Origin of the sequence: Micromonospora sp. NPDC051196 (genome assembly GCF_040682415.1) — a bacterium.
Taxonomy (GTDB): domain Bacteria; phylum Actinomycetota; class Actinomycetes; order Mycobacteriales; family Micromonosporaceae; genus Micromonospora.
On the sequence record NZ_JBFBAY010000031.1, the window covers coordinates 1 to 24,613 of the forward strand.

The window sequence follows — 24,613 nt, forward strand, 5'->3', positions numbered from 1 at the left end:
CCTAGACGCCACGGTTTAGTGCGCACCCACCACACCAAAACCCCAGGTCAACGCCCTACACCCAGCCGAATCCCGACCCCGTGATAAGAGTCAGGTCTGACGAAGGCTCACACCAGGTCTGCGACCGGGCCATCATCGTGTTGCTCCTGGCCCTCATCGTCGACTACATGTCGATCGGACCCACCAACTTCCGCGACCGGCTTGCGTTCGTCCTGGCAGTGCCTGCAATCCGGGCGGGCTTCGCGGCAGTCCCTCGACCAGGCGGCCGTCGGGGTCACCGTGCACGAGTGGTGGATGCGCAACCTGCCCCGTTCTTCCAAGGGGAAGAGGGGTGGTGTCAGAGAGGATCAGCAGTTCAGTGCGGCTGACCACCCGAAGCGCTCAGTCGGCCGAAGCCGAGTGGGGGCGCTTCGTGGTGTTCCAATATCAATTTGGTGCTGTCAGCAGTCGGAACGCTCCATCGGATGATTGTCTAGTGGGCGATTTAGGCCAGGCGGTAGTTGAGTCAGGTCGTTGACCTGGACGCATCTCAGCGTGCTGTTGTCAAGGTTATGCGCGCCGCGTAGGTCCGCGCCGCGTAGGTCCGCGCCGCGTAGGTCCGCGCCGGACAAGTTTGCGCCACGTAGGTACGCACCACGTAGGTCCGCGTGGCTCAGGTACGCGCCGTATAAGTTCGCGCCATTCAGGTTGGCGCGAATTAGGTTCGCGCCACTTAGGTCTGCGTGGCGCAGGATCGTATCGGGCAGGCCCGCGCCGCGTAGGTTCGCATCGCGCAGGCGCGCGTAGGCCAAATTCGCAAAGCGGAGATTATCACCGACCATGACTAGGTCTGTACGGCTCAGATCCGCGCCGCTCAGGTCCGCGCCGTATAGGTTCGCACCGGAAAGTTCTGCGTCGCGTAGGTTCGCCCCGCGTAGGTCCACGTCGCGCAGATCTGCACCGCGTAAAGAGAATCGGGGTATCGAAAGTTGGCTGCCACTGAGATCGATGCCGGAGTTCGGGTGATGGTCGGGGTTGGGGCGTCGGGCTAGCACGGTGAGGGCGGCGCGTACATCCTCAGAGGCCAGTGGAAGTTTCGACGGTTTAACGGGTACGGCAGGCCTGGGAGCGTTGGTGCGGACAAATGCGCATAGGACCTCGATGACGGTGGGTTCGTCAGCGGGAGAGTCCTTCATGATGCGTTCGAGGGAGTAGATACCACCGAGACGAATGCTGAGCTTGTCCGGGCCCGCCTGTCCGAGTTGGTCGACGGCCCGGTTGAACCGATCGGCGATCTGACCTTGAGCAGCGAGGGTGATTTGATCGCGGGTCGCATGGGTGATGTCGGCGGTGTACTCCAGAGATTGGGCGGTGAACAGCACTGCGGCAACCGCAGTCAGAGCGGTAACGGCTTGGAACACGGTTTGGGCACGGGACTGCTGGGCCGGTGGTGGCTGGCTGGGGTGCGTGCCGGGGCGACGAGGGCGCAGATTGGACGCTCGCCAAGGTGGTACGGCATCCGGGGTGCGGACGGACCGGCCAACTGCCCATCCCGCACGGGCAGCGGTGATTCGATCACGAAGCGTTGGCATGTTGGCATTAGACAGAATCGCGGCAACCGCGCAGAGATGCGGGTGCGAGCTCCGCAATGCCCTGCCCTGTTACGGCAGATCAGGGCGCTGCTATGACGTCGTCGCTGCCACGATAGCAACGGTCCCGGACGGCAGCACTCCGCCCAGCGCTGGCACGCCGGTGAGTAGGTGTCCGCAGCCAGGCGACGGTCGGGGCGCTGGTCTAAATGGTGAGAATGGCAGAAACCCCGCTCAGGCGGGGTTTCTGCCATTCTCACCATTTAGGCCGGTGGGTCATGCGGGTCTGCGGCCTGTCGTTGCGGGTAGGGCGTGGATGGTGCCGGTGGTGTGGTGGACGTCGGGGTGGACGAGGAACGTGGGCGAGGGTGGCCGTCCGGCGCCGGTGCGGGCTGGTGGGTCGAGTTGGCGCAGGTAGCCGTGGATTTCCAGTAGTGACAGGACGGGGTCGAGGTCGGCGGCGGTGGGGATCTGGCTGCGGACGGCCCGGTACAGCTCCTTCTTGGTGAACGTGGTCGAGGCGGTGCGTTCGATCCAGGCGAGGACGTGTCGGGCGTAGCGGGTGGTCTTGTCGGTTCCCATGTCGTCGAAGGCGGCCAGGGCGTGTGCGGCGTAGTACTCGCCGAGCAGGGCGGCCCGTTCGACAGTCTCGGCGGTGACGGGCTTGCCCCAGCCGTCGCGCAGGTGTTCGGCGAGGTGGATCAGCCCGGCGAGGCGGACCACTGCGCCGGTGTACTTGCTGCCCCAGTCCACGACGTGTCCCCACGCGCCGCCGGGGGCGAGGCGCGGCTCAACGGCCCGCTCGATGTCCAGCACCAGTTCGTTGGCTTCCGGGGTGAGCGGGAGTACGGCGGGGTCGGTCCATTCGGCGAGGGTGGCGACCAGCGCGCCGAGGTTGGCGGCGTAGGCGGTGGCGATGGGTTCGGGCACCGGGTCGGCACCGATCTTCCGGCGGCCGACGGTGTTCTCCGGCAGGCTGAACAGGATGCGGGCCAGGAGTCCTTTGCCTCGGAATCCGGGCATGTCGGCGATGTCGCGCAGCACGTCGGGTTGCACGGCCAAGCCGAGGGTGAGGGCAGGGTGCTCGACGTGTTCGGGGGCGCGGGAGCGGCGGTTGACGCGCAGCATGTCCCCGGCGTGGCCCTTGAGGAACACTTCCAGGTTGGGGGTGCCGGAGTAGCGGCCGGCGATGGTGGCGAAGATCCCGCCTTCGGGGGAGAGCACGGCGAGGCGTCCGCCCTGTTCGGCGAGGAGGGATGCGGCTTCCTCGCTGGTGACATCATCGGCGACCAGTTGCGGTAGAACGGGGACGGTGACGGCGTCGGCGTTCATCGCGGCGGCGGTCGCCTCAGCAAGCAGGGTGTCCCGGCCGGACGCATCGGCGTTCGCGGCGGCGATAGCGGCTTTCTCCGCCGTCTTGCCGGCGACGCGCGCAGCAAGTTCGGCCTCCACGATCGCCGGCTTCGTCCGCTCGACAAGGGCCTTCTCCGCGGCGAGTAGCGGTCCGGTCATTGCCGCGAACACGGCTGACTTGCGGGAGCCCGGCGGCAGCACGACGACGGTGAACAGGTTTGTGGGTTCGCGCCAGGAACCGCGTACCTCTACTTCGGCGCGGCCTCCGGCGGCGGTGGAGAGGGCGGCGAGGGCGATGCAGCCGGCGAGGTCGACGGGGGTTTGGGTGAACTCGGCGACGGCGTAGACGTGGTCGGCGACCCAGTCGGGCAGCACGTAGGCGGGGAATTCGGGGAGGTGGCGGCGGTCGCCGAGCGGGATCAGCGGCGCCCATTGGTTGCCGGTGGTGGCGTGGTCGAGCATGGCGCGGCCGGTGGCGAGGATGTCGGCGACGTCGGTGCCCTGGTTGGCTTTCTCAGCGAAGTAGGTGCCGAGGTCGGCGACCTGGCGGCGGCGGGCGTGGTCGGCGACGATCCGCGCGTAGTGCCCGGCGTTCGCGGTGGTGGGCACGGCGGCAATGAGGGTGTGCAGGTACGGGGCACCGCCGACCTTGGCCAGGTCGCCGGTTGCGGCGAGGTGGGCGGCGAGGGCGATCGGGTCGACGGGTTCCCCGGTGGCGTGCATCGCGCAGAGCGTTTCCCACAGCCGGCCGTGTGCGGGCCGGTGGAAGTCGGCCGGGGCGAGGGTCGGGGCGAGGTCGGCGACGACGGTCGGGTTGAGCAGTGCAGCGCCGATCACGGCCTGCTCGGCGGCGTGGTCGTGTGCGGGCGGTCGGGTCACGATGACGTGCTCCTGTCGTGAGGCGGGGAAGGCAAGTCAGGCGGCGGCGCGGCCAGGGCGCGGCCGGCGAATCGCGGCGGCGTGGGTCACCAGGTCGCGAAGGTCGGCGAGCAGGGTGCCGAGCTGGCGGCGGGCGGCCGGGTCGACGTCGGCCAGGGCGACGCGTACGCGGATCTCGGCGTGCTCGCGGCCGTCGCTGGCGCGTACACGAACGAGGACGGCCCGTGCGTGTCCGGGCAGGTCGACCAGGATCTCTGCCGATCGGTGTTCGGCGAGGTTGCAGCGGTGGTCCCGGGCGCACCATCCGGTGTGACCGTCGCGGCCGGGGCGGGTCACGAGGGCACCTCGTTGGCGATGCGGAGTAGTTCGTCGGCGTGGCAGGGCTGGTCGAGGGGGCACCAGCAGGCCAGGGTCTTGCCAGCCAGCTCGGCGCGGACAGTCGCCGCGTATTCGGGGTGCTCGGCGACCCACCGCCGGAACAGAGCGACCGCGCCGGCCCTGCTGGCGCGGGTGTTGTCGGTGCCGAACCGGTTGCCCCAGCGGGAGGGGCGGCCGACGTAGACGGCACCGGTAGGCATACGCCATCCGGCGGTGCGGCGGCGCTGGATACGGCGGGCGGTCACCGGTTGCCTGCCCGGTACTCGGTGCGGATGTGGTCGATGAGTCGGCGGCCGATGCGTACGCGGATGCCGGTGCCGTCGCAGCGGGGGCAGTCGCGTCGGGTGCCGATGGTCGTGCGGTGGGAGCGCCGTCCGTGGCAGCGTCGGCAGCGTCCCCAAGGGGACACGGCGCACACGGCCAGGTATGACGCTGCGTAGATGAGGATGGCGAGGCTAGCGAGCAGCAGGATGGGGACCACGAAATGCCTCCACAGGCTGGTTTTCGGGTGCGTGGGGCCGTCGCCGCTAGTTGCTAGGGCGCTGGCCAGGTTTGGGATGGGGTGCTAGCGGGGGTGCTAGGTCTAGCGGGGTGGGCCGCTAGACCTAGCACCCGATCGCTGCCCGGGTTAGGCGGCTTTGTCGCCTCGCCGCTTGTGACTCTCCGCAACCGCATCGGTGATGTGCTGGCGTTCGATGCCGCGCCGGTTCGCGCCCTTGCCGGTGGTCGGGTCGGTGCCCCACACCTGCCCGGTGGTGATCCCGTAGGGCTTGAGTGCGGCGGTCAACTGGTCGCGGGTCAGGTCTCCGTAGGCGTCGGGGTTGAGGTCGGCGAGGCGTTCGGTCAGCGTCTCGGCCCATACCTTGGGCTCGGTCGCCGGGAGCACGGTGAGGATGTCGTCGAGCAGGGTGTCTCGGCGTGCCGCCGGGGTAGCCGGGGTCTGCCCGATCGCGTGCCCGGTCAGCGTCCCGGCGGCTTCCCGCAGGGCGCGTGCCCGGTCGGTGATCTTCTCGGCGGTGGGGCCGTCGACGTAGAAGGTGCGGACGATCTGCGCGTCGTCGGCCGCGCCGACGAGGTAGCCGACGCCCTTGTCCTTCTTGGCGAACATGGTCGCCCGGATGCCGTTCTTGTACGCCGACGTGCCCAGGATCATGTCGTTCTCGATCTGCCCCATGACCCGCAGGCAGAACCGCGTACCCGCGTTCGCGGACACCCCGGTCGGCAGGCTCTTGGCGTCGGGGCGTTGGGTGGCCACGACGAGGATCACGCCCAGGGCGCGGCCGAGCTTGATGACCTTCTCGGCCAACTCCCCGGCTTCCTTGCCGAACTCCGGGTGCGAGAACAGCTCCTGCACCTCGTCCAGGGCGACCACGAGCCAGTGCAGGCCGAGCTTGCGGCGGCGGGCGAGTTCGGGGGTGACCTTGTTGTCCGGGCAGACCGCCTTCGGGATGCCCTTGATGACGGCGGCGCGGCGCTGGCATTCCTTGCGCAGCTCCCGCAACGCCAACAAGCCCTCTTCGGCGGTGTCGTCGTCCTGCCCGGACGCGTACCGGGCGGACACCTTTTCGAGGGGGTCCAAGCCGCCGGTGCCCTTGAAGTCGAAGCACCACAGTTCCGCGTACGGGTCCAGGGCGGCGGCGAGCAGGGGTACCTGGGTAGCGGCGGTCTTGCCGTAGCCGGGAATCGACCCGATCAGCAGGTTCGTGTACGGCAGCTCGAACGAGATGACCCGCCCACGCGGGTCGGTCCCGAATGGCACCGGCCGACCCAGGTCGAACCCGCCCGACGCCTTCAGCAGCGGCCAGGGCTTTGGCGGGGTCGCGGCCATGTCCTGATCTCCCACCCAGAGCAGCAGCCGGCCCGGGTGCACCTCCGGCTGCCCTTCCGGCCACACACAGCCCAGGGGGCGGGTAAGGCCGGCGGCGAGCCGGTCACGCCGCTCGATCACATCCCCCGCCGTCACCCCCGGCGGCAGGTCGATGTCGGCCCGCCAGCCGGGGCCGTCGCGGGTGATCGGCGCGGTGAACGCGATGGCCCGGTGTCCCTGTTTGGCGATGGCCTGGGTGATGCCGGCGATGCCGAGCACGGCCAGGGCACGGACCACCACGTCGGAGGTGAGGCGGGCCACGCGGGGGATGACCACGGCGGTGTCGAGCAACGGCTTGTCGGCCGGCTGACCGAGCAACCCGCACAGGGTGACCAGCATGGCGAGTACCGCCCACCGCGCCCACAACGGGGCCAGGGCGACGGCGACGCCACCGGCCAGGGTGACCGCGAGGGTGAACGTGGCGACGATGCCGCGCCAGCGGACGCGCCGGTCGCGCTGCCGGGACAGCTTGAGGTACAGCTCGCCGTCGCGGGACTGGGAAGTTGCCTGCCGGTGCGGTTCGCCTTCCCAGTCGAACAACCACCGGGTGCCCCCGGATACCAACCGGGCCGCGCCGGCCGGGGCGCGTAGGGCGAGTTTCCCGGCGTACTTCGGCGACCGGGTGAGGTGGTAGCCGGTGGTGTGCAGCAGGTGCCCCACCGCCCAGCGCATCACGTCGACCAGCTCGGCGCGGGAACGCAGCCACGCGGGCAGGATCGGCCGACGCTGCCCGGCGCGGGCGGCATCGAGGGTGAACCGCGGGGACCGCTGCGTGTCCGGGGAGTCGACCAGCACCGGCCCGCCGTCGCCGTCGTTGTCGTCGGGGTTGGTGGTGCGGGCGGTGCGGGCGGCGTCGAGGTCGACCACGTTGGTGTCGGGGGCGTCGTCGGTCAGGTCGCGTTCAGCGGCTCGCCAGTCGAATCGGTCGTCATCGTGGGGGGACGTCATGGTGGGTGTTCCTCCGTGTGAGGTTGTGGCCGTGGGTGAGGGCCGGCGGCGCGGCGCGGGTTGGTAGCCAGGTGGCCGCGCCGCCGGGCGGGCACGTCAGCTCTTGACGGAGATGCGGTTGCCGCAGTCGCCGCAGGTGGCCTGGGTGCGCTGGTTGGTGGCGGTGATGTCGCGCCAGTCGGTCTCGTTGCCGCAGGCCGGACACCACAACTGCCTGCCGCCGCTGGTGACGCGTCCGGCACTGCCGATCGAAATGCTTGCCATCAGTAGGTCTCCTTCCGAGTGAGAGGTGATCAGGCGGCGAACAGGGCGGCGATGAACAGCCAGGCGATGTGCCAGGACTGATCGAGGGCGTAGGCACCGGTGCCAAGGGAGGGGTTGTCGTCCCGGCCGGGCCGGGGAGCACCCAGGGCGTAGAAGCGGGCCGAGCCGAGAGCGGCGGCGATGCGCTGGAGCGGGGTACGGCGGTCGGCGATGTAGTGGGTGACCGCCGAGATGGTCAGCCCGACCGCCACACCGGCCGGGTCCAGGCGTATGCCGGTGCCGGCGATCAGAAACACCAGGGCCAGGCCGGCGGTGAGGGTGTAGGTAGTGACGTGGGTGGCGCAGGCGATGCGCCCCGCCCAGCCGGGGCGGCCCTTGCAGTCGGCCTGGTGCTGGGTCTGCACCCAGTGGTCGGCGACCTGGTGGGCGACGTAGAGGGCGACGAACACGGCGGCGAACGTGGCGGCGCGGGTGCCGGTGGGATCTGCGAACATGGGTCATCTCTCCCGAGGTCGATTGGCTGAGGGGTCGAGGGCCGGCGGCGCGGCGCAGGTTGGTAGCCAGGTGGCCGCGCCGCCGGGCGGAATCAGTCGTGCGTACGCACCAGGTGCGCCAGGGCTGCGCCCATGCCGAGGACGGCGACCGGGAGGCAGGCAACGGCGGTGGTGATCCACCACGGGGCCGACGTGACCCCGGCCGCTTCGAGCAGGTGGTAGGCGACCTGGCCGAGTGCGCCGACGGCGAGGGAGCCGAGGGCGGACCACTTGGCGAACCGGCGGGCCGGCTCGGGCACCCGGCCGGACAGCCAGATGTAGAGGGCGTAAGCGCCGTAGGTCTCGACCCCGATCGGGAGGGTGATCGCGGAGTTGATGGAGAACCCGTCGGCAATGCCGGGCAACGGATGCACCACCCCGAACCCGGTGAGTCCGCCCAAGCCCACCCAGCCAGACCAGATGGCGACGAACGCCGGGAGGGCGAGCAGGATCACCGGCCATGCCACCGCCCGCCGGGTGCTCTTGGGGGCGGTCGGGATGGCGTCGGTGGTGACCTTGGTGCCCAGGTCTGCGACGGGTGCTGCCTGCTCCGACACCAGCGGCGGCATGTCGTCGGCGACCGGCGGCGGGTCTGCCACCGGGGCCGGGTCGGCGATCGGGTCCGGGGTGGTGTCGGCCGGGTCCGTCGTGGGGTCGGTGGCCGGCGGGGTGTCGGTGCGGGTGAGTGCGGCGAGGATCGCGTCTGCCTTCGGACCGCCCACCCGCAGTTCCTTCTTGATGCGGTTGCGCGACGGGATCTCGCCGAGCTGGTCGGCGAGGTCGCGGGCGGCGGGGATCAGGTCTTCGACCGGCCGGGGGAAGGCCGACAGCGTGGGGGCGGTCATGACTCGTACTCCTCGGGTGGGTTTGCGGTGTAGATGAGGGAGAACAGGGCCTGTTGCAGGGCCAGCAGGTCCGGGCCGCATCCGTCGTACGGCTCGGCCATCGACGGATAGCCGTGCGCGGCGAGAACCTGAGCCACGTCCAGCACCAAGCCGAACGTGAAGCGGGAGTCCTCAGCGGGGCGGGGGATCGGGAACCGACGGCTCACGGTGGCCGCCACCTACGCGGCCCGGCCGGCGGTCGAGCGCACGGCGAGCAGGGCGCGTGCCTCCCGCAGCACCCGCCGCTGCGCCCGACGCAACCGCTGCCAGTCCAACTCGGTCGGACCGCCGTCGCCGGTCAGCACGACGATCTGCGCGTCGAGCAACAACACCTCGGCTTCGATCAGCGGCAACTCGTGCTCGATCTCGGCCAGCTCGGCGGCGCTCGGCCCGATCTCGGGGGAGTAGTTCGACGCAGTCACTTCGTGTCCCTTCTGACCGATTCGGCGCTCCTAGATGCGCGCCTCTGTTGCGCAACAAGGTAGCGATACGCAGGTCTGTTGCGCAAGGGGGTAGCGGTATGTTGGTCGGATGAGTGATGCGCGAGACGAGCTGTCAGCAGCTACGAGGCGGTACCGGCGTACCGAAGCTGCTCATGAAGCGGCGCGCGAAGCGGTTGTCGCGGCGGTGGTTGCGGCGCTCCGTGATGGCGTCGGCCCGGCTGAGGTCGAGCGGCTGTCGCCGTTCAGCGGTGCCTACGTTCGGAAACTTGCTCGGGAGCACAGCGTCCCGCCTGCGCCGCCGGGGCCGAAACGCGCAGCCCGGTAGCGGTCACCCGGCGGGCCGCAACGTGCGGTTGCTGGCGTCCACCAGGCCGTACGTCAGCGCGGACGCCTCCATGTCGTCGATGGCGCGCGCCGGGATCACGAAGCGTCCACGGACCTTGATCGCGGGGAACTGGCCGGCGTGAATCGCCCGGTAGAGGGTCACCTCCGACATGCCGAGGATTGCTGCGGTGTCCGCGACGGACCGGAACCGGGGGCGATCGTTCTTGGCGGCGAGGGGTTCAGCCACGGGAGTCTCCTCAGTAGTCTGTAGTTGGTGTTCCGTTCGGCTTGCTGAGGACAAGTGAAGTCGAAAAAGCTCGGAGCGCCCATGCAAACCCAGTGCAATGCGCGGCAATCTGATGCAATCCGCAAGCTCGGGAGACCAAGGTGGCGACGGTAGACCGGTGGACAGGAAATCTTGCCTGCTCGCTGCAAGCTGCCGCCGGGATGACGAACGAGCGGTTCGCGGGGTGGCTCGGGATCGCGACAAGGACTGTCGCGTACTGGCACAGTCGACCCGACACTGTTCCTGGCAATGCCAATCAGGACGTGCTGCATGCCGCCTTGGATCGTCTGTCGGATTCGGTTCGCTCCCGGTTCTTCGCAGCGCTCAGTGAAGTGCGGTCGGCGGGAAATGCTGGTGATGGCGGCAGTGTTGTAACTGCTGTGAGTGCCGCTGCCGAATCGGTTGCCAATGACTCTCTTCTGATGAGCCTGGCCCTGCCGAATGACTCTATTGAGTCCTTGCAGGAAGACATCACGTTGCTCGCCCGTTCGGGAGGCATGGCAGCCTTTGACGTGTTCAGCAGCGCCCGGCGGTTGCGAGACGAGGCAAGGGCCCTGGTCGAGCGCACCCGTCGGCCCGTTGAGCTGGCCGACCTCTACGTGGTTATCGGCCAGAGCGCTGCTCTGATGGCCTCCACCGCCTTTGACCTCGGGCACTGGAACGAGTCGGCGGCCCTGGCCAGAGCATCAACGCAGTACGCCGACCTGGCCGGGCACGCGTCGTTGAAGGCGTGGACCTACGGCCTGCAAATGACTCTCGCCAACTGGCGCAACGAACCTGACTCCGCGCTGAGCTACTTCGCTCGCGCCATGCGGACGGCACCGGAGGGCGAGCCGAGACTGAGGCTCCGCTACGTCGCTGCCCGCTCTCACGCTCTGCTCGCCGATTCCGATTCAGTCGCGGCTGTCTTGGAGGCGGCCCAGCGAGACAGAGAAGCAGCGGCGGACCGACCCGATGAACTCGCCACCGTTACCGGCGGGGAGTTCGCATTCGGTGACGCGCGGGCGGCTGCATGTGCGGCGGCGGCATGGCTCGACCTCCGCAACGGCGAGCAGGCCGCGAGGTATGCCCGAGAGGCGTTGCAGGTGTACGAGGCGTTGCCGTCGCCCAGGCGGCCGTACTCGCAGATCAACGGGACGCAGATCGACGTAGCCGCTGCTCACCTCCACATGCGAGACAAGGACGGGGCAGCCGAAGCACTGCGGACCGTCTTGGACCTGCCGCCGCAGAAGCGCAACGTCTCGCTGACCGGCCGGCTGTCGCGGATTGAGCGCATGCTGAGCCAGTCGCCGTGGGATCGCGATGCGGACGCGCGCCAGCTCGCCGAGCGCATCTCGGTCTGGCTGTCGGAAACCTCAGCGCGCCCGCTCGCCTGACTGCCGCCAGGCGGCCAACACCTGCGCTTCCCTCTCCGGGCTGATGCCGATCTCGGCGGCCCGGTCGTGGTTGCTGACTTCGCCGCTCTCCACCATCCATCGCCAGGTGTCGCGGACGGTCAGGGAGAGCGGCCGACAACGGAGGCCAGCAGCCTGAGCCTTGGCTGTGTCGACGCGCCACACGCCGTCGAACGTGCGCCAGAGGGGCAGTTCGGACCACTGCCGGACGCCTTGACTGGCCAGCACCTCATCGGGCACCCACTCGAAGGAAGCGTCCGCCTGGGTGGTGTGAGCGCAGTCCGCCAGGAGCCCGCTGAAGGTGGCGCCGCCCACCGGGGCGCAGACGTTGAACGCGCCGGAGGAATCTTCGGTGATGGTGTGAAGTGCGAACGCGGCCAGGTCGCGCACGTCGACCGGCTGAATCGTGCGGTCGGGGGAGCCGGGGGCCAGGACTTGCCCACCGGCAGCCACGCGGCGCAGCCACCACGGCAGGCGGCCAACGTACTCACGCGGGCCTAGCACGACACCGGGGCGCAGGATCGTGGTCCGATCCGTTCCGAACGCGGCGGCGGCTGCTGCCTCGCAGCCGGACTTCTGGTAGCCGTACTGCGTCGGTCCGTCCTCGATGTCGGTGCCGTAGTCCGGGCCGGCGTCCGGCGGGCAGTAGAGCACCTCGGACCGCTCGCTGAGCGGCTTCAACGGCCAGTCTCGGTAGACGCTGACCGTGGACATGAAGACGTAGCGACCGACGACGGGAGCAAGCGCGCGAGCCACGTCGAGAACGTTCCTAGGCACGTAGCCCGAGGTATCGACCATGGCATCCCAAGGGCCGGCAGCGGCGAGGGCGGCGACGTCCTCCGGACGGGTCCGATCACCCCGGACGGGGCGTACGGCCTCTAAGAATGGGTCGGAGGTGCCCCGATTGAACGTAGTCACCTCCCAGCCGGCGCCGATCGCAGCCGTGACGATTGCGTGGCCAACGAACCAGGTCCCCCCGAGCACTAGCAAACGCATTGGTCCATCATGCCGGGCAGGGACCGACGCTCGATCGGGGAGGGGGTCCCGGCGTCCAGGGTGCCGTGGGCAAATCTATACCTGGACACGCCTATCCGCAGGAATCGACTTTGCTTCTGGTACAACAGTCTCTAGCTCGGGAGTAACTACGAAAAGCCGCCGCTTCGATCTGGCGAGCAGCTTCTCGCGACGCTCGCGCAAGGCGATGCCAAGAACCTTATCAACGGGCGTAAGGGAAAATGCCTGAGCAATGTCGGTATGCCGCTTCATTAACTCGACTAGTTCAGCGGGGCTAATCTCTGATGCCTGGAGAATGCCCTCAGCGGTGATGGCGAAGCGCCTCATGTCGTCCGGGAGTGCAGAGCCGCTAAAACTCTTTTTTGCGGCTTCAATAATTTTGTTCCGAGCGTCGAATAGCTCGTAGGTAGGCTCGTCGCCGATATTTGCCACGGAGCTTACATTGGCGAGCACGTCATCTACGATTTCAAGAAGGCCGCGCAGTCGGCTGTCTAGACGATGCTCTCGCCACGAGAACCGCTGTCCCTTGTAGATAACGTCATGCGTGGACTCCTGTAGTGCGTGCTGCACGTATGTAGTAAATTGAATCTCAAGTTTGAGCTGAGTGAGATTAGGGTGTCGCGCTAGATAGTCGCTCGGTAGGCGGCAGATCAAGTGTGGTTGTTGATATCTGAAATCTGTAGGTTTGCCGGCTTCGACGTTCTTTGCTTCGATTGGTGGGAATACGCGCTCTGCCGTTGCCATGGCATCTTGCGCTTCAGTCGTGTGTAGAAAGACCCCGCGGGCGGCGATAAGATCCTCTACCTCGAAGACGGATGCCGTTTCGCCCTTCTGTAGCTTTGCATAGAGAGACTCAGCTTCTTTTCGGCGAACTTGGATTACTACTGGTCTGAACTCGGCCAACTCGGCACTCAGGCGTGAGCGTACATAGTCAACGCCCTGCTCAAGGTCCGGAATGATGGCCTCGTACGCCGTCTTGAATGAGCCGGGAAGGATCATTTCTCTACTTGCCTTTGAGGATCGTTCGGAGTATGTCCGCCCGTATATCTCGGTTGGACTTCTTATTTGATCCCTGAACGGCGGCTAGCAAATATGAGCGTGCGCGGTCTGTCCTCTGGCTATCGATCTCATCTGCGAACTCGAACAGCCCCTGTGCGGCGATGCGCACGGCAACGGAGTTGCCGGCGCGAATCATGTCACTGACCGCAACCCATAGTGAGTAAAAATCCGCAAGATTACTGAAACGGGATGGTCTGAGGGGGAAATCCTGATCCAGTTCTCGAAGAGTGTCCAGCGTAGCAATGAAGTTCTCATCTGCTCGCTTCTCGTCCGTAATCTCCGAGTCGTTCACTGCGTAGTGATAGTCGAGGTAGTCCTTGCCGTCCTGACTGCCCTTCATTGACACGATGTACAGCTCGGACACATATTCGACATCGAGCATTCGGCGGATGCGTGCCGGCGTCGCAATTCCGATTTGGGCCCAGAATGGGTGCTCTGCAAGCCCTTCGACCTTGCGAAGGAACTCCCCTCCGTAGCGGGCGTGACGAAGCTCCTGCTTGTTCAGCCTGGCCACGTTCCGGTTCAGTCTGTCGAAAGCCTCATTGAGTTCGGTCGGGGATGCCTTGGAGATATTCTCGACCGCGAACACGTACTCCAGTAAAGCGATCTTCGTGTCGTCCGGAAGTTCGGAATAGTACAGGCCGTCGAGGCCTAGATCGGATAGCGTCTCGGGTGCTTGAAACTTGTCGTCAATGAATTCGAACAAAGCAGTGAGGCGCTGCTTGCCATCGATAACTCGGTAGAGGGTGGGTGCATCTGCCGAGACGTCCACCTGCAAAAAGATCGTTGGTGCGGGGTAGTTTCGGATCAGCGAGTCAATGAAAAACTGTTTGTATTCGACGTTCCACACGCTGCGCCGCTGATATGGAGGGTCCAGATCAAGGCGGCGGGCGGAGTTCAGATCAAGAAACCAACTTGCCGCCTGAGTGTTCGGCGATCGGCGGAAGCCTGTTTGATGCTTCACTGAGTAGCTGCCCTTCGTGAATCCTGTTTGGACGACAGCGTAGTCGCATCTGGCCCTCATCGCTTGCGCAGACATGGCCAGGATCGTCGAGCCGTCGAGGGTGAGCCGTGCTGCCGCCATGCCACTTGGGCCGCCCAGAGCTGTCGTCAGCACTACGCACTAGCACTTGCGACGGTCGCCCGCCTGCCTTGGACAACATTCACCAAGCCTTCTGCGCTCAGTAAAGCCAGGGCGCGGTGAGCGGTACCGACCGAGACGCCATGCGCCGCAGCCAGCTCAGCGACCGTGGGGAGTAGGTCGCCAGGCCGCAGTAGACCGGCCGTGATCTGTTCGCGTAGCTTTGCGGCGATTATCTGGTACGGACTGCTGGCCACTATGCGCTGCGTCGGTTCGACTGGGCGCGGTGGCATCCGGGCGGCCAGCGTCCCGGCGGCTCTCTGGTCCGACTCCGACAGCCAAGCTGCGTAGACCCTCAGGGTGGTCGTCCCGCCTCCACCATGGCCGAGCCGGCCGGCGACCGTCCGCACATCAACACCTGCGTTGATCAGCTCGGTTGCCGAGTAGTGGCGCAGGGCGTGGATGTGACTGTTGAGGTCGAGCCGGGTGGCGAGCCGGCCGTACCGCTGGGTGATGGTGTCGGGCCGATAGCCACGGCTGTTGTCCGCCTCGGGGGAGAAGACGTAGTCGGCGGAATCGGCCTCGGCGTCGAGCTGGGCCAGGCGGTCGCGGTACCGGCCGTGTAATTCGCGCAGCACATCGATCGTCTCCGGGTCGAGTGCCACCCGCCGCTGCTGGTGCGTCTTCGTGTCCTTCTCTTGCAACTCGCCGTTCTCGTCGAGGTAGGCGCTGCGCCGCAGCGTCAGCACACCGGCGGCCAGGTCGAGATGGTGCCAGCGCAGCGCGCACAGTTCGCCACGTCGGGCGCCGGTGGTCATGGCGAGCCAGACCAGCGCGCCCCAGTCCGGGTCGCGCCACGCCTCGTTGATGATGCGGGCCGCGTCGGCAGGGTTCGGTGGCTGCGGGTCGGGGTGGGGTGGTGCGGGTGGCTCGGCCTGCCCGGCAGGGTTGACGGCGATCCAGCGCCACCGGACCGCTCGGCTGAAAGCTCCACTGAGAATCCAGTGAATCTGGCGCACAGACGACGCGCTGAGCGGCTTGCAGACGTGCGGGCGGCACTTCGCCGTGCAGGTGTGCTCACCTTCTACGCGGTGCTTCACGTACGTCTTACCGCCGCACCAGTCGCGGCAGCGACGCAGGTTCGCGTAGAACGACTCCAACGTCTCAGCGTCAAGTCGGCCAACCGGCAGCTTGCCGAGCACCGGCCGTACGTGCTTGTTGAGCTTGTTGACGTAGCCCATGCGGGTGGTGGCCTCGATGTCGGCCACTTCAAGCCACCGGTCTAGGAGTTGGTCGAGCGTCGCGCGGGTCCGCGGGTTCCGTCGCTCGTCCACCTGGGCCAGCAACCGGGTACGCGCCTTCTCGGCTTCCTTGGCTGCGGTGCGGCCGGCGGGGATGACCTCGGTCAGGTAGTGCCGCTTCCCGCTGATCGGGTCGATGCCGGCGTAGACCTTCACCCGCAGTGACCCGCTGGGCAGGGTTTCGATCTCGCCGCGCTGGCGCTTGGTGCGTCCGTTCGAGGCTGCCACGGGGCCACCGTAGCGCGCTCGCACCACGAATAGCCCCACGCGAGCCGGTCAGATTGAGGAAGTACCTGTGCGCCCGGCAGGATTCGAACCTGCGGCCTTGGGATTAGAAGTCCCCTGCTCTATCCGCTGAGCTACGGGCGCGCCGTGATATCGCGCGAGAAGGGTACCGCCGTCCCGGCCTCGCGCGGCGGAATGGGTGGCCGGGTCAGCGTCGCACGCGTCGGGGTGTCGCGCACACGGTTACTCATGGCTGTCGACCGTGTTCAGGCGGTTGCGTCGGCCTGCTCGGGCTCGTCCACCGGGTCGTCGCCGGAGGCCGCCCGGCGGGGGTCGGGCACGGATGGGTGGGTGGGCGTCGGTCCGGCGTCGAGGAAGGCGTCGGCCCAGCGTCCGACCTCGGCGAAGACCTTTTCGCGTACGGTGGGGCCGGAGAGCGTCAGGTCGTGCAGGCCGCCGTCGAAGCGGGCCAGGGTGACGTGCGGGCCGAGGCGGGGCGCCCAGCGGACCATGTGTTCGACGTCGAGTACGGCGTCGGCGAGGGTGGCCGACTCGTGCCACTTGGTGCTGCGGAACGAGCGGGTCGAGCAGGCGAGCAGCACCGGCACCTGGATGTCGAGTCCGGCCCGCAGACGGCGCTGGCCGGTGCGGATGGCGTCGAGCCAGCCGGCCCGTACGGGGAACCCGGCGAGCGGCTTCCACGCCAGGTCGTACGTCCATTCGCCGCGATGGTCGGCGTGGATGCTCTCGCCGTACACGGTGCCCAGGCCGAACGGAAGGATGCGCTGCGGCGACCGGCGGCCCAGGCGCGCGACGGCGGCCGCGAGGGGTCGACGCACCAACCAGGGGGCGTTGAGGTCGAAGAAGGGGCTGTTGAGGACGATGCCGTCAACCAGGCCGGCGTCGCGGCGGGCGTGTGCCCAGAGCGAGACGATCAGGCCGCCGGTGGAGTGGCCCATGGTCAGCAGGGTGTCGTGGCCGTCCTCGGCGCGGATGATCTCGGCGGCGGCGTCCAGCTCCGGAAAGTAGTCGCCGAGGTCGCAGCAGAAGTTGGGGGTCTGGTGCGGTAACAGGCTGCGGCCGTACTTGCGCAGGTCGAGGGCGTAGAAGTCCCAGCCTCGGGCGGCGAAGAAGTCCGCCACGTGGGTCTGGAAGAAGTAGTCGACGAAGCCGTGCACGTACAGCACGGCCCGACGGCTCGGGCCCTCGGCTCGGCGGCGGACCAGGGTGGCGACCACCGGGCCCTCGTCGTCGCTGCCCAGGTCGATGGTGTGCCGCTCGTACGGCGATCCCAGCAGGTCCGGTTCCACGTTGCCGACGGTACGCCGACCGCCTACCGGGTGGTAGCCCCGCCCGCCCGTACGGGCGGGGCTCTGCGCTCACCTCGGCGTGGTCGCCGTCGGTCCTGCGGCCCCGATTCAGTACGGCGTGACCGCGCTCACTTCTCGTCGGTCGTCGTCCCGGCGCCGGCCAACTCCTCGGCCTCGGCCGGCGTGGCCTGACCGGGCGGAGTGGTGACCCGCAGGTGCTTGTTGTTGCGTGGCTCCTGCCGGGTCTTCGCGTCGTTGAGCTTGCGGCGCAGGTCGTCGCGGACGTCGTTGAGGGCGGCGCGCAGATCCTCCTCCGACGAGGTGGTGACGATCTTCTCCCAGCCCGCGATCCGGCACTCCAGGGTGACCCGCTGGCCCCGAGCCTCCCGGTCCTTGATCGAAAGTTCGAGGTCGGTGGCGTCGGCGTGGAAGGTGGCCAGGCGGGCGTCGAGGGTGGCGAACTGCGCGACGATCCAGTCCCGATCTGCCTGGGAGAAACCCGCGTTGAGCCGGAGGCACTTCGCCACGGTGGCCGGGTTCGCGCTCATCGCCGCACCTCGCCAGGGACGGGGGTGGAACGGCTGACGGTCATCCTCATGATCGCTGACCTTTCGTCGACGTCGCGGTCGGGAAGATCCCTACCCCGCCGGGAGTCATCCGGAACGTTGGTACGTCTCGATCATCGGTCGGCGGGGTGGGCGGGTGACAGGGCCGGCTGGCCTATCACACCGGGACCTTGATCAGGTGCTTGTCCACAGGCGCTCGCTCTGTCCACAGATCGCCGGCGCGGGGCTGCCCCAAGGGCGGGTGCCGGCGCAGGCTCGGTGGCGAGTCGGCTCGCGCAGGTGAGCCACCGGACCCCGCTGGAGGGGCGATGTTCGACACCTATGTCACGATTGTCGGTAATGTGCTGACCGCGCCGGAATGGCGCCGTACGACCCAGAGCAACACCCTGGTCGCCAACTTCAAGGTCGCCTCGACCGCCCGCCGCCTGGACCGGGACAGCGGGCGGTGGGTCGACGGCAACAGCCTGCGGGTGCGGGTGAACTGTTGGCGCAAGCTCGCCGAGGGGGTGGCCTCCTCCGTGATGGTCGGCGATCCGGTGGTCGTCTGCGGACGGCTCTACACCCGCGACTGGACCGACGAGGCCGGCAACCACCGCACGCTGTACGAGTTGGAGGCCGTCGCCGTCGGCCACGACCTGTCCCGGGGGCGTGGTCGCTTCATGCGTAACCGGCCGAGCCTGAGCACCAGCGCCGTCTCCGACGCCGAGGCCGAGCAGCGGGTGCACGGCGAGCTGACCGAGCCCGTACCGGACGACGAGGCGCCCGCCCACCTCGACCACCGCCCGGTCGACGAGGACTTCGAGGTGCCCGGCTTCGTCGGGCCGCGTGCCGGGCTGCCGGACGCCGGCGACTACCGGCAGGGCGGTGTCCCCGAGGACGACGAGCTGCTCCCGTCCGATCCGTTCGACGAACTCACCGCCGGCGAACAGGCGGCTACCGACGAGCTGGCCCCGGCGCACCCCGAGGCCACAAAGTCCGAGGCGGAGCCGGGGGAGTCGGGGGCCGACGTCGCGGTGACCGGGCGTGGCCGGCGGGGCCGCGGACGGGTGCCGCAGCCGGCCTGACCACGACGGTCCGCGCGGTGCGCGGCGAGCGTACGGGGGCGTCTCGGCGTGCACCTGGACCCGCCCCGGCCCGTGATCGGGGGAAGGCCACGGGCCGGGGCAGGCGTCTTCTTGAAGAACTGCGGGCCGGAACCCGGTCGGTGAACCGGCGGTGCAGGTCCGGTGGGTGAGCCGGTCGACGTGCCGGGCTCAGTTAGGCTGCCGGCCGGAGGTGGTGTGGTGCGGCATGCGGGTGCGGTGGCGAACGCTGGGGGACTTGTCGCCGGGTACGCACTCGATGCGCTGCTCGGTGATCCGCGTCGGGGGCATCCGGTGGCTGCTTACGGTCGGGCCGCTGCCCTTCTGGAACGACGTCTGTACCGGCCCGACCGGCTCGCCGGTGGCGTCTTCACCGGGCTCTCCGTCGGTGTGCCGGTGCTGGTGGGGGCCGCCGCTGCCTACGCCACCCGGCACCGGCCGGTCGCCCGCGCAACGCTGGTCGCCGCCGGCACCTGGGCGGTGCTGGGCGGGCGCAGCCTGCGCCATGAGGCGAAGGCGATGGGGCGGGCGCTGCGCACCGCTGACCTGCCGGCGGCCCGGCAACGGCTCGGGAACCTCTGCGGTCGAGATCCGTCGACGCTCGACGAGCCGGAACTGGCGCGGGCCACTGTGGAGTCGGTGGCCGAGAACACCTCCGACGCGGTGGTCGCCCCGCTGGTCTGGGGCGCGGTCGCCGGGCTGCCCGGCCTGCTCGGCTACCGCGCGGCGAACACCCTCGACGCGATGGTCGGGCACCGGAACGCCCGCTACGCCCAGTTCGGCACCCCGGCCGCCCGCCTGGACGATTTGCTCAACCTGGTGCCTGCGCGGCTGACCGGCGTGCTGACCGTCGCCCTTGCGCCGCTCGGGCGTGGTGACCGGGAGCAGGCCTGGCGGGTGTGGCGGCGGGACCGCGCCGACCACCCGAGCCCGAACGCCGGGCAGTGCGAGGCGGCGATGGCGGGGGCGTTGGGCGTACGGCTCGGTGGGCGCAACGTCTACTTCGGCCGCTCGGAGGCGCGCCCGTTCCTCGGTGACGGGCCCCGTCCCGAGGCACGTCACCTGCCCCGGGCTGCCCGGATCTCCGGAGCGGTCGGGCTGGCGGCACTCGGGCTGGCGGCGGCCTACCCGCTGACCGTCGGCCGCCTGACCGCAGCCGTTGCCCGTCGGGCTGTCCGATCGTGGGCCGGGCGCGGGCGATGACCGGCGGCCTGTTGGTCGCCGGCACCACCTCGGATGCCGGCAAGAGCGTGCTGACCGCCGGCATCTGCCGATGGCTGCACCGCCAGGGTGTGCAGGTGGCGCCGTTCAAGGCGCAGAACATGTCCAACAACTCGGCCGTCGTGGTCGGGCCGGACGGTCGGGGCGGCGAGATCGGGCGAGCGCAGGCGATGCAGGCGGCAGCCTGCGGACTGGCCCCGGATCTGCGGTTCAACCCGGTGCTGCTCAAGCCGGGCAGCGACCTGTCCAGCCAGGTGGTGCTGCTGGGGGAGGCGGTCGACACGTTGACCGCCGACACGTTCGCATCGCTGCGTCCACGGCTGGCCGAGACCGCCTACACCGCGCTGACGGAGCTGCGGACGGCGTACGACGTGGTGATCTGTGAGGGGGCCGGCAGCCCGGCGGAGATCAACCTGCGCGACGGCGACTACGTGAACATGGGCCTGGCCCGGCAGGCCGGGCTGCCGACGATCGTGGTCGGCGATATCGACCGGGGCGGCGTGTTCGCCGCCATGTTCGGCACCCTGGCCCTGCTCGACCCCGCCGACCAGGCGCTGATCGCCGGTTTCGTGGTGAACAAGTTCCGTGGGGACCGTGGTCTGCTCGAACCGGGGCTGGCAATGCTGCGTCAGCTCACCGGCCGCCCGACGTACGGTGTCCTGCCCTGGGCGGTGGACCTGTGGTTGGACGCGGAGGATTCGCTCGCCTACGGCCGGGTGCTCGGTCGGCCCGCCGCCCCGCGCGGCACCGAGTGGCTCGACGTCGCCGTGGTGCGGTTGCCCCGGATCAGCAACGCCACCGACGTCGAGGCACTCGCCACCGAGCCGGGCGTGCGGGTGCGGCTGACCGTCGAGCCGGCCGAACTGGCCGCCGCCGATCTGATCGTGTTGCCCGGTTCCAAGTCGACCGTGGCGGACCTGGCCTGGCTGCGGGAGACCGGCCTCGCCGACACGGTCACCGCGCACGTGGCGGCAGGTCGGCCGCTGCTGGGCATCTGCGGTGGCTTCCAGATGTTGGCCCGGGCCATCCACGATCCGGTGGAGAGCCGGCGCGGCAGCGTGCCCGGCCTCGGCCTGCTCCCTGTCGAGATCACCTTCGACCCACGCAAGACCGTCCGGGTGGCGGCCGGCACGGTCGCCGGTGACCTGCCGGTACGCGGGTACGAGATCCACCATGGATACGTCTCGGCCACCGACCCGCAACTGCCCCCGCTGCTGAGCCACCTCGACGGGGTGGGGGAGGGGGCGGTCCACGGGGTGGTGCACGGCACCCACTGGCACGGCGCCTTCGAGTCCGACGAGTTCCGCCGCTGGTTCCTCACCCGGGTGGCCCGCCTCGCCGGGCGTACCGGTTTCCGGGTCGCCCCGGACACGTCCTTCGCCGCCGCTCGCGAGCGCACCCTCGACCTGCTCGGCGACCTGGTCGAGGAACATCTGGACACCGCCGCCCTGTGGCGGCTGATCGAGTCCGGCCCGCCCGACGACCTGCCCTTCGTCCCGCCTGGCCGAGGTTAGATTGCCTCCTGCGTGCGCCCGAGAATCGAGCGACGACCTCGCAGCCGAGGCGGGACCGTCAGTGGCGGATGTCGGCGGGTTCGTCGGAGAACGGCAGGCCTGCCGAGCGCCAGGCGTCCACTCCGCCGATCATGTCGGTCGCCCGGTGCAGGCCGAGGGCGCGCAGGCTGGCCGCCGCGAGGCTGGAGCTGTAACCCTGGCGGCACACCACGACGACCTCGATGTCGTACCCGGTGGCTTCGGGGATGCGCCAGTCGCTGGCCGGGTCGAGCCGCCACTCCAGCACCGTCCGGTCGATCACCAGGACGCCGGGCAGGTCGCCCTGTTCCCGTCGCTGCGCGTCGGTACGGGTGTCGATCACGAGCGCGCCGCGGGCGGCGGCCTGCACCGTTTCCTGCGGGGTCAACCGGTTCATGCCCGCGCGGGCCTGCTCCAGCAACGCCTCGACGCCGGGACTCATCACGGAATGGGACACGACCCGATCGTGCCGCCTGACCTGCCGTTTCACGGCCGGAAGCGGTGTGGGACAACACGAACGGTAACGTCCGTGCCCGTGGTTGCGGTCTTCACGGCGTACGCCGAACTGGCGCACCGGGTGCTGGCCCGGCCGGCGCGGTTGGGGCGTACCCGACTGGTGGCGGTCGACGGTCCCAGCGGCGCGGGCAAGACCGCCTTCGCGGCGCGACTGGCCGACGCCCTCGCCGCCACCGGCGCGGGCCGTGCGCCGGTGGTGCACACCGACGATCTGCTCGACGGGTGGGATGGCCAGCTCACCTTCTGGCACCGCCTGGAGTCGTCGGTGCTGGCGCCGGTCCGTGCCGGCCAGGCCGGCGCCTACCAGCGGTACAGCTGGGTGCGCCAGGTGTTCCTGCCCGATCCGGTGCCGGTGCCGGCGGCGCCGGTGCTGATCGTGGAGGGGGTCAGCGCGGCCCGCGCCGAGGCGGCGGCCGACCTGAGCCTGGCGGTCTTCGTCACCGCCCCGCAGCCGCTGCGGTTGACCAGGGCGGTGGCCCGCGACGGGCCGGGCATCCTGCCCGAGCTGCGGCGGTGGCACCTCGGCGAGCAGGAGCACTTCCGGGCCGACGACACGCGGTCCCGGGCCGATCTGGTCGTCGACGGCGCACCGACGCTGCCCCATGACGCCGACCGCTACTACCTGCGAATGGCGGGCGGCGACGTCGACCGACGCCCGGATCCGGCGATGCGGGCGGCGGCGCCGGGTAAGGCGGGAATACGATTCCGGCCATGACCACACCGATCATGACCGAGGCCGAGCTGCGGGCCGCCGTGGAGCGGGAACTGCCTGGTGTGCGGGCCGATTTGGAGCGCCTCGTACGTATCCCCGGCATCGCCTTCGAGGGCTTCGACCACGCGTACCTGGAGCGCTCCGCCGAGGCGGTGGCCGAACTGCTGCGCGGCTGTGGCCTCGACGTGGAGATCGTGCGGGCCGATGGGCAGCCGGCGGTGATCGGCCGTAAGGCGGCGCCGCCCGGCGCGCCCACGGTCATGCTCTACGCCCACCATGACGTCCAGCCGACCGGTGATCGGGCGCTGTGGGAATCCGACCCGTTCGAGCCGGTCGAGCGGGACGGCCGGCTGTACGGGCGGGGTGCCGCCGACGACAAGGCCGGCATCATGGCGCACATCGCCGCGCTGCGTGCCTTCGGCGACCAGCTGCCGGTCGGGGTGGTGCTGTTCATCGAGGGCGAGGAGGAGTACGGCTCCGACTCGCTGGAGCAACTGCTCGCCGAGCACCGCGACACGCTCGCCTCGGACGTGATCGTCATCGCCGACTCGGCGAACTGGGACGTCGGCGTCCCGGCGCTGACCACCTCGCTGCGCGGCATCGTCAACTGCTTCGTCGAGGTACGCACGCTGGAGCACGCCGTGCACAGCGGCATGTTCGGCGGGCCGGTGCCGGACGCGCTGACCACCCTGGCCCGGCTGCTGGCCACCCTGCACGACGAGGCCGGCAACGTCGCGGTGGACGGCCTGACCGGCCGGGAGGGCGCGACCGTCGACTATCCCGAGGACCGGTTCCGCGCCGAGGCCGGCCTGGTCGAGGGCGTGCAGTTGATCGGCACCGGCCGGATCACCGACCGGCTCTGGACCAAGCCGGCGATCGCCGTGCTCGGCATCGACGCCCCGGCCACCGGGGAGGCGCCCAACGCCCTGGTGCCGGCCGCGAAAGCCAAACTGAGCATCCGGCTGGTGCCGGGCGACGACCCGAAGAAGGCGTACGCGGCGGTGCGCGAGCACCTGCACCGGTACGCCCCGTGGGGCGCCCAGGTGGAGGTCGTCCTGGAACACCACGGCGCCCCGTGCGTCATCGACGCGACCGGGCCGATGTTCGACGCGGCACGCGCGGCCTTCCGGGCGGCCTGGGACGGCACCGACCCGGTGAACATCGGCGTCGGCGGCTCGATCCCGTTCATCGCCACCTTCCAGGAGATGTTCCCGCAGGCGGCGATCCTGGTGACCGGTGTGGAGGATCCGCACGCCCGCGCGCACGGGCCGAACGAGAGCCTGCACCTGGGCGAGTTCGCCCGGGTCTGCCTGGCCGAGGCGTTGCTGCTGGCCAAGGTGGCCGAGGTGGGACGCGGCTGAACCCGTAACTTCGCACGAATGGTGGCCGTTTCCGGTGTGTCGGACGCGGGGCTGTTGTAGCCTCTCGAACATGCGTACGAACGAGGAGATGGCCCGCCTGGGGGCTGCCGTCAGCGCTTTGGGAGACATCGACGTCTCCGCGTGGCCCGAGGACACGCTCAAGGAACGGCTCGCGGAGCTGTCCGCCGCCCTGGTCGCCCTGGACACGTCGCTGTCCCGCATCGCCGAGGGGGTCCGTGCTCGCGGTCTGCGCGTCGAGGAGCCGGTCCCGGCCTGACACCTCACCGCCGACTGATCTAGGCCGGGCCCACGGCGCCGGCCGGGTCGTGACACCTGCTGCGATCGTCGTGCGTTGTCACAGGTGGCTGGCAGGATTGTGCCGTGCGTTTCCTCGACCTGGCGGCCACCTCGGCGGCCCTCGCGGTCACGGTCGAGTTCGGCTCGTCGCTCGGCGATCTCCGCGAACACGCTGCCGTCCGGGTCGTCGTTCTCCTCGATGACCCGTAGGAGGC

At 69.2% G+C, this 24,613-nt stretch carries 27 protein-coding genes and 1 tRNA gene; 8 read left to right on the plus strand and 20 right to left on the minus strand.

Features of this window, described 5'->3' with window-relative positions; all coding sequences use genetic code 11:
- Positions 1 to 440: 440 nt before the first annotated feature.
- The 12 genes from AB0M35_RS28385 to AB0M35_RS28440 form a co-directional block, all read right to left on the minus strand.
- Positions 441 to 1,361, minus strand: coding sequence for a pentapeptide repeat-containing protein (locus AB0M35_RS28385; RefSeq protein ID WP_363749209.1), 921 nt, complete (start codon positions 1,359 to 1,361; stop codon positions 441 to 443).
- A gap of 483 nt (positions 1,362 to 1,844) precedes the next feature.
- Positions 1,845 to 3,800 (minus strand): DUF3987 domain-containing protein, encoded by a 1,956-nt coding sequence (locus AB0M35_RS28390; RefSeq protein ID WP_363749210.1) that lies wholly within the window; start codon positions 3,798 to 3,800, stop codon positions 1,845 to 1,847.
- Between the two features lie 36 nt (positions 3,801 to 3,836).
- Positions 3,837 to 4,136, minus strand: coding sequence for a hypothetical protein (locus AB0M35_RS28395; RefSeq protein WP_363749212.1), 300 nt, complete (start codon positions 4,134 to 4,136; stop codon positions 3,837 to 3,839).
- The gene (locus AB0M35_RS28400) at positions 4,133 to 4,423 is read right to left on the minus strand and encodes a DUF4326 domain-containing protein (protein ID WP_363749213.1); all 291 of its coding nucleotides are present in this window, start codon (positions 4,421 to 4,423) and stop codon (positions 4,133 to 4,135) included. The genes AB0M35_RS28395 and AB0M35_RS28400 overlap by 4 nt, the downstream gene beginning before the upstream one ends.
- Positions 4,420 to 4,659, minus strand: coding sequence for a hypothetical protein (locus AB0M35_RS28405; RefSeq protein ID WP_363749215.1), 240 nt, complete (start codon positions 4,657 to 4,659; stop codon positions 4,420 to 4,422). The genes AB0M35_RS28400 and AB0M35_RS28405 overlap by 4 nt, the downstream gene beginning before the upstream one ends.
- Positions 4,660 to 4,806: 147 nt before the next feature.
- A complete protein-coding gene (locus AB0M35_RS28410; protein WP_363749216.1) occupies positions 4,807 to 6,993 on the minus strand; it encodes a cell division protein FtsK in 2,187 nt (728 codons plus the stop codon).
- Positions 6,994 to 7,089: 96 nt separating this feature from the next.
- Entirely contained in the window at positions 7,090 to 7,257 is a 168-nt protein-coding gene (locus AB0M35_RS28415; RefSeq protein ID WP_363749217.1) for a hypothetical protein, read from the minus strand.
- Between the two features lie 29 nt (positions 7,258 to 7,286).
- Positions 7,287 to 7,751 carry a DUF3307 domain-containing protein gene (locus tag AB0M35_RS28420; RefSeq protein WP_363749218.1) on the minus strand — a complete coding sequence of 155 codons (465 nt, stop codon included), beginning with the start codon at positions 7,749 to 7,751 and terminating at the stop codon, positions 7,287 to 7,289.
- 92 nt (positions 7,752 to 7,843) lie between these two features.
- Positions 7,844 to 8,635: an ABC transporter permease gene (locus AB0M35_RS28425; RefSeq protein ID WP_363749219.1), complete on the minus strand. Its 792-nt coding sequence runs from the start codon at positions 8,633 to 8,635 to the stop codon at positions 7,844 to 7,846.
- A complete protein-coding gene (locus tag AB0M35_RS28430) occupies positions 8,632 to 8,841 on the minus strand; it encodes a hypothetical protein (RefSeq protein WP_363749220.1) in 210 nt (69 codons plus the stop codon). Before AB0M35_RS28430 ends, AB0M35_RS28425 begins: the two co-directional genes overlap by 4 nt.
- A 12-nt stretch (positions 8,842 to 8,853) precedes the next feature.
- The gene (locus tag AB0M35_RS28435) at positions 8,854 to 9,096 is read right to left on the minus strand and encodes a DUF6284 family protein (protein WP_363749221.1); all 243 of its coding nucleotides are present in this window, start codon (positions 9,094 to 9,096) and stop codon (positions 8,854 to 8,856) included.
- A gap of 349 nt (positions 9,097 to 9,445) precedes the next feature.
- Positions 9,446 to 9,688: a helix-turn-helix domain-containing protein gene (locus AB0M35_RS28440; RefSeq protein ID WP_363749222.1), complete on the minus strand. Its 243-nt coding sequence runs from the start codon at positions 9,686 to 9,688 to the stop codon at positions 9,446 to 9,448.
- Positions 9,689 to 9,828: 140 nt separating this feature from the next.
- Between AB0M35_RS28440 and AB0M35_RS28445 the strand changes: the two genes are divergently transcribed.
- The gene (locus AB0M35_RS28445; protein WP_363749224.1) at positions 9,829 to 11,103 is read left to right on the plus strand and encodes a hypothetical protein; all 1,275 of its coding nucleotides are present in this window, start codon (positions 9,829 to 9,831) and stop codon (positions 11,101 to 11,103) included.
- Here the strand turns inward: AB0M35_RS28445 and AB0M35_RS28450 are convergent.
- The 7 genes from AB0M35_RS28450 to AB0M35_RS28480 form a co-directional block, all read right to left on the minus strand.
- Positions 11,083 to 12,117 (minus strand): NAD-dependent epimerase/dehydratase family protein, encoded by a 1,035-nt coding sequence (locus AB0M35_RS28450; protein ID WP_363749225.1) that lies wholly within the window; start codon positions 12,115 to 12,117, stop codon positions 11,083 to 11,085. The genes AB0M35_RS28445 and AB0M35_RS28450 overlap by 21 nt on opposite strands.
- Before the next feature lie 75 nt (positions 12,118 to 12,192).
- Complete coding sequence (locus AB0M35_RS28455; RefSeq protein ID WP_363749226.1) at positions 12,193 to 13,134, minus strand: hypothetical protein; 942 nt, start codon at positions 13,132 to 13,134, stop codon at positions 12,193 to 12,195.
- Positions 13,135 to 13,138: 4 nt separating this feature from the next.
- Entirely contained in the window at positions 13,139 to 14,311 is a 1,173-nt protein-coding gene (locus tag AB0M35_RS28460) for a DUF262 domain-containing protein (protein WP_363749227.1), read from the minus strand.
- Complete coding sequence (locus tag AB0M35_RS28465) at positions 14,311 to 15,804, minus strand: tyrosine-type recombinase/integrase (RefSeq protein ID WP_363749229.1); 1,494 nt, start codon at positions 15,802 to 15,804, stop codon at positions 14,311 to 14,313. The genes AB0M35_RS28460 and AB0M35_RS28465 overlap by 1 nt, the downstream gene beginning before the upstream one ends.
- Before the next feature lie 68 nt (positions 15,805 to 15,872).
- Positions 15,873 to 15,945, minus strand: a tRNA-Arg gene (locus AB0M35_RS28470).
- Between the two features lie 122 nt (positions 15,946 to 16,067).
- A complete protein-coding gene (locus AB0M35_RS28475) occupies positions 16,068 to 17,111 on the minus strand; it encodes an alpha/beta hydrolase (RefSeq protein ID WP_363749230.1) in 1,044 nt (347 codons plus the stop codon).
- A gap of 128 nt (positions 17,112 to 17,239) precedes the next feature.
- Entirely contained in the window at positions 17,240 to 17,659 is a 420-nt protein-coding gene (locus tag AB0M35_RS28480) for an HPF/RaiA family ribosome-associated protein (RefSeq protein ID WP_363749232.1), read from the minus strand.
- Positions 17,660 to 17,985: 326 nt separating this feature from the next.
- On the opposite strand from AB0M35_RS28480, the gene ssb reads away from it, so the two are divergent.
- The 3 genes from ssb to AB0M35_RS28495 all read left to right on the plus strand — a co-directional run bounded on the left by ssb (position 17,986) and on the right by AB0M35_RS28495 (position 21,494).
- On the plus strand, positions 17,986 to 18,741 hold the full coding sequence (gene ssb, locus AB0M35_RS28485) for a single-stranded DNA-binding protein (RefSeq protein WP_363749234.1): 756 nt from the start codon (positions 17,986 to 17,988) through the stop codon (positions 18,739 to 18,741).
- 219 nt (positions 18,742 to 18,960) lie between these two features.
- Positions 18,961 to 19,962: a cobalamin biosynthesis protein gene (locus AB0M35_RS28490; RefSeq protein ID WP_363749235.1), complete on the plus strand. Its 1,002-nt coding sequence runs from the start codon at positions 18,961 to 18,963 to the stop codon at positions 19,960 to 19,962.
- Positions 19,959 to 21,494 carry a cobyric acid synthase gene (locus tag AB0M35_RS28495; protein ID WP_363749237.1) on the plus strand — a complete coding sequence of 512 codons (1,536 nt, stop codon included), beginning with the start codon at positions 19,959 to 19,961 and terminating at the stop codon, positions 21,492 to 21,494. Before AB0M35_RS28490 ends, AB0M35_RS28495 begins: the two co-directional genes overlap by 4 nt.
- A gap of 58 nt (positions 21,495 to 21,552) precedes the next feature.
- Here AB0M35_RS28495 and AB0M35_RS28500 read toward each other — a convergent pair whose 3' ends face one another.
- Entirely contained in the window at positions 21,553 to 21,954 is a 402-nt protein-coding gene (locus AB0M35_RS28500; RefSeq protein WP_363749244.1) for a rhodanese-like domain-containing protein, read from the minus strand.
- Here AB0M35_RS28500 and AB0M35_RS28505 point away from each other — a divergent pair.
- From AB0M35_RS28505 to AB0M35_RS28520, 4 genes are all read left to right on the plus strand, one after another.
- Positions 21,889 to 22,743: a hypothetical protein gene (locus tag AB0M35_RS28505; RefSeq protein WP_363749245.1), complete on the plus strand. Its 855-nt coding sequence runs from the start codon at positions 21,889 to 21,891 to the stop codon at positions 22,741 to 22,743. The genes AB0M35_RS28500 and AB0M35_RS28505 overlap by 66 nt on opposite strands.
- The gene (locus AB0M35_RS28510) at positions 22,740 to 24,101 is read left to right on the plus strand and encodes a dipeptidase (RefSeq protein ID WP_363749238.1); all 1,362 of its coding nucleotides are present in this window, start codon (positions 22,740 to 22,742) and stop codon (positions 24,099 to 24,101) included. The genes AB0M35_RS28505 and AB0M35_RS28510 overlap by 4 nt, the downstream gene beginning before the upstream one ends.
- A 70-nt stretch (positions 24,102 to 24,171) precedes the next feature.
- Complete coding sequence (locus AB0M35_RS28515) at positions 24,172 to 24,378, plus strand: hypothetical protein (protein WP_363749240.1); 207 nt, start codon at positions 24,172 to 24,174, stop codon at positions 24,376 to 24,378.
- 104 nt (positions 24,379 to 24,482) lie between these two features.
- Positions 24,483 to 24,608 carry a hypothetical protein gene (locus AB0M35_RS28520; RefSeq protein ID WP_363749242.1) on the plus strand — a complete coding sequence of 42 codons (126 nt, stop codon included), beginning with the start codon at positions 24,483 to 24,485 and terminating at the stop codon, positions 24,606 to 24,608.
- The last annotated feature ends 5 nt before the right edge of the window (positions 24,609 to 24,613 follow it).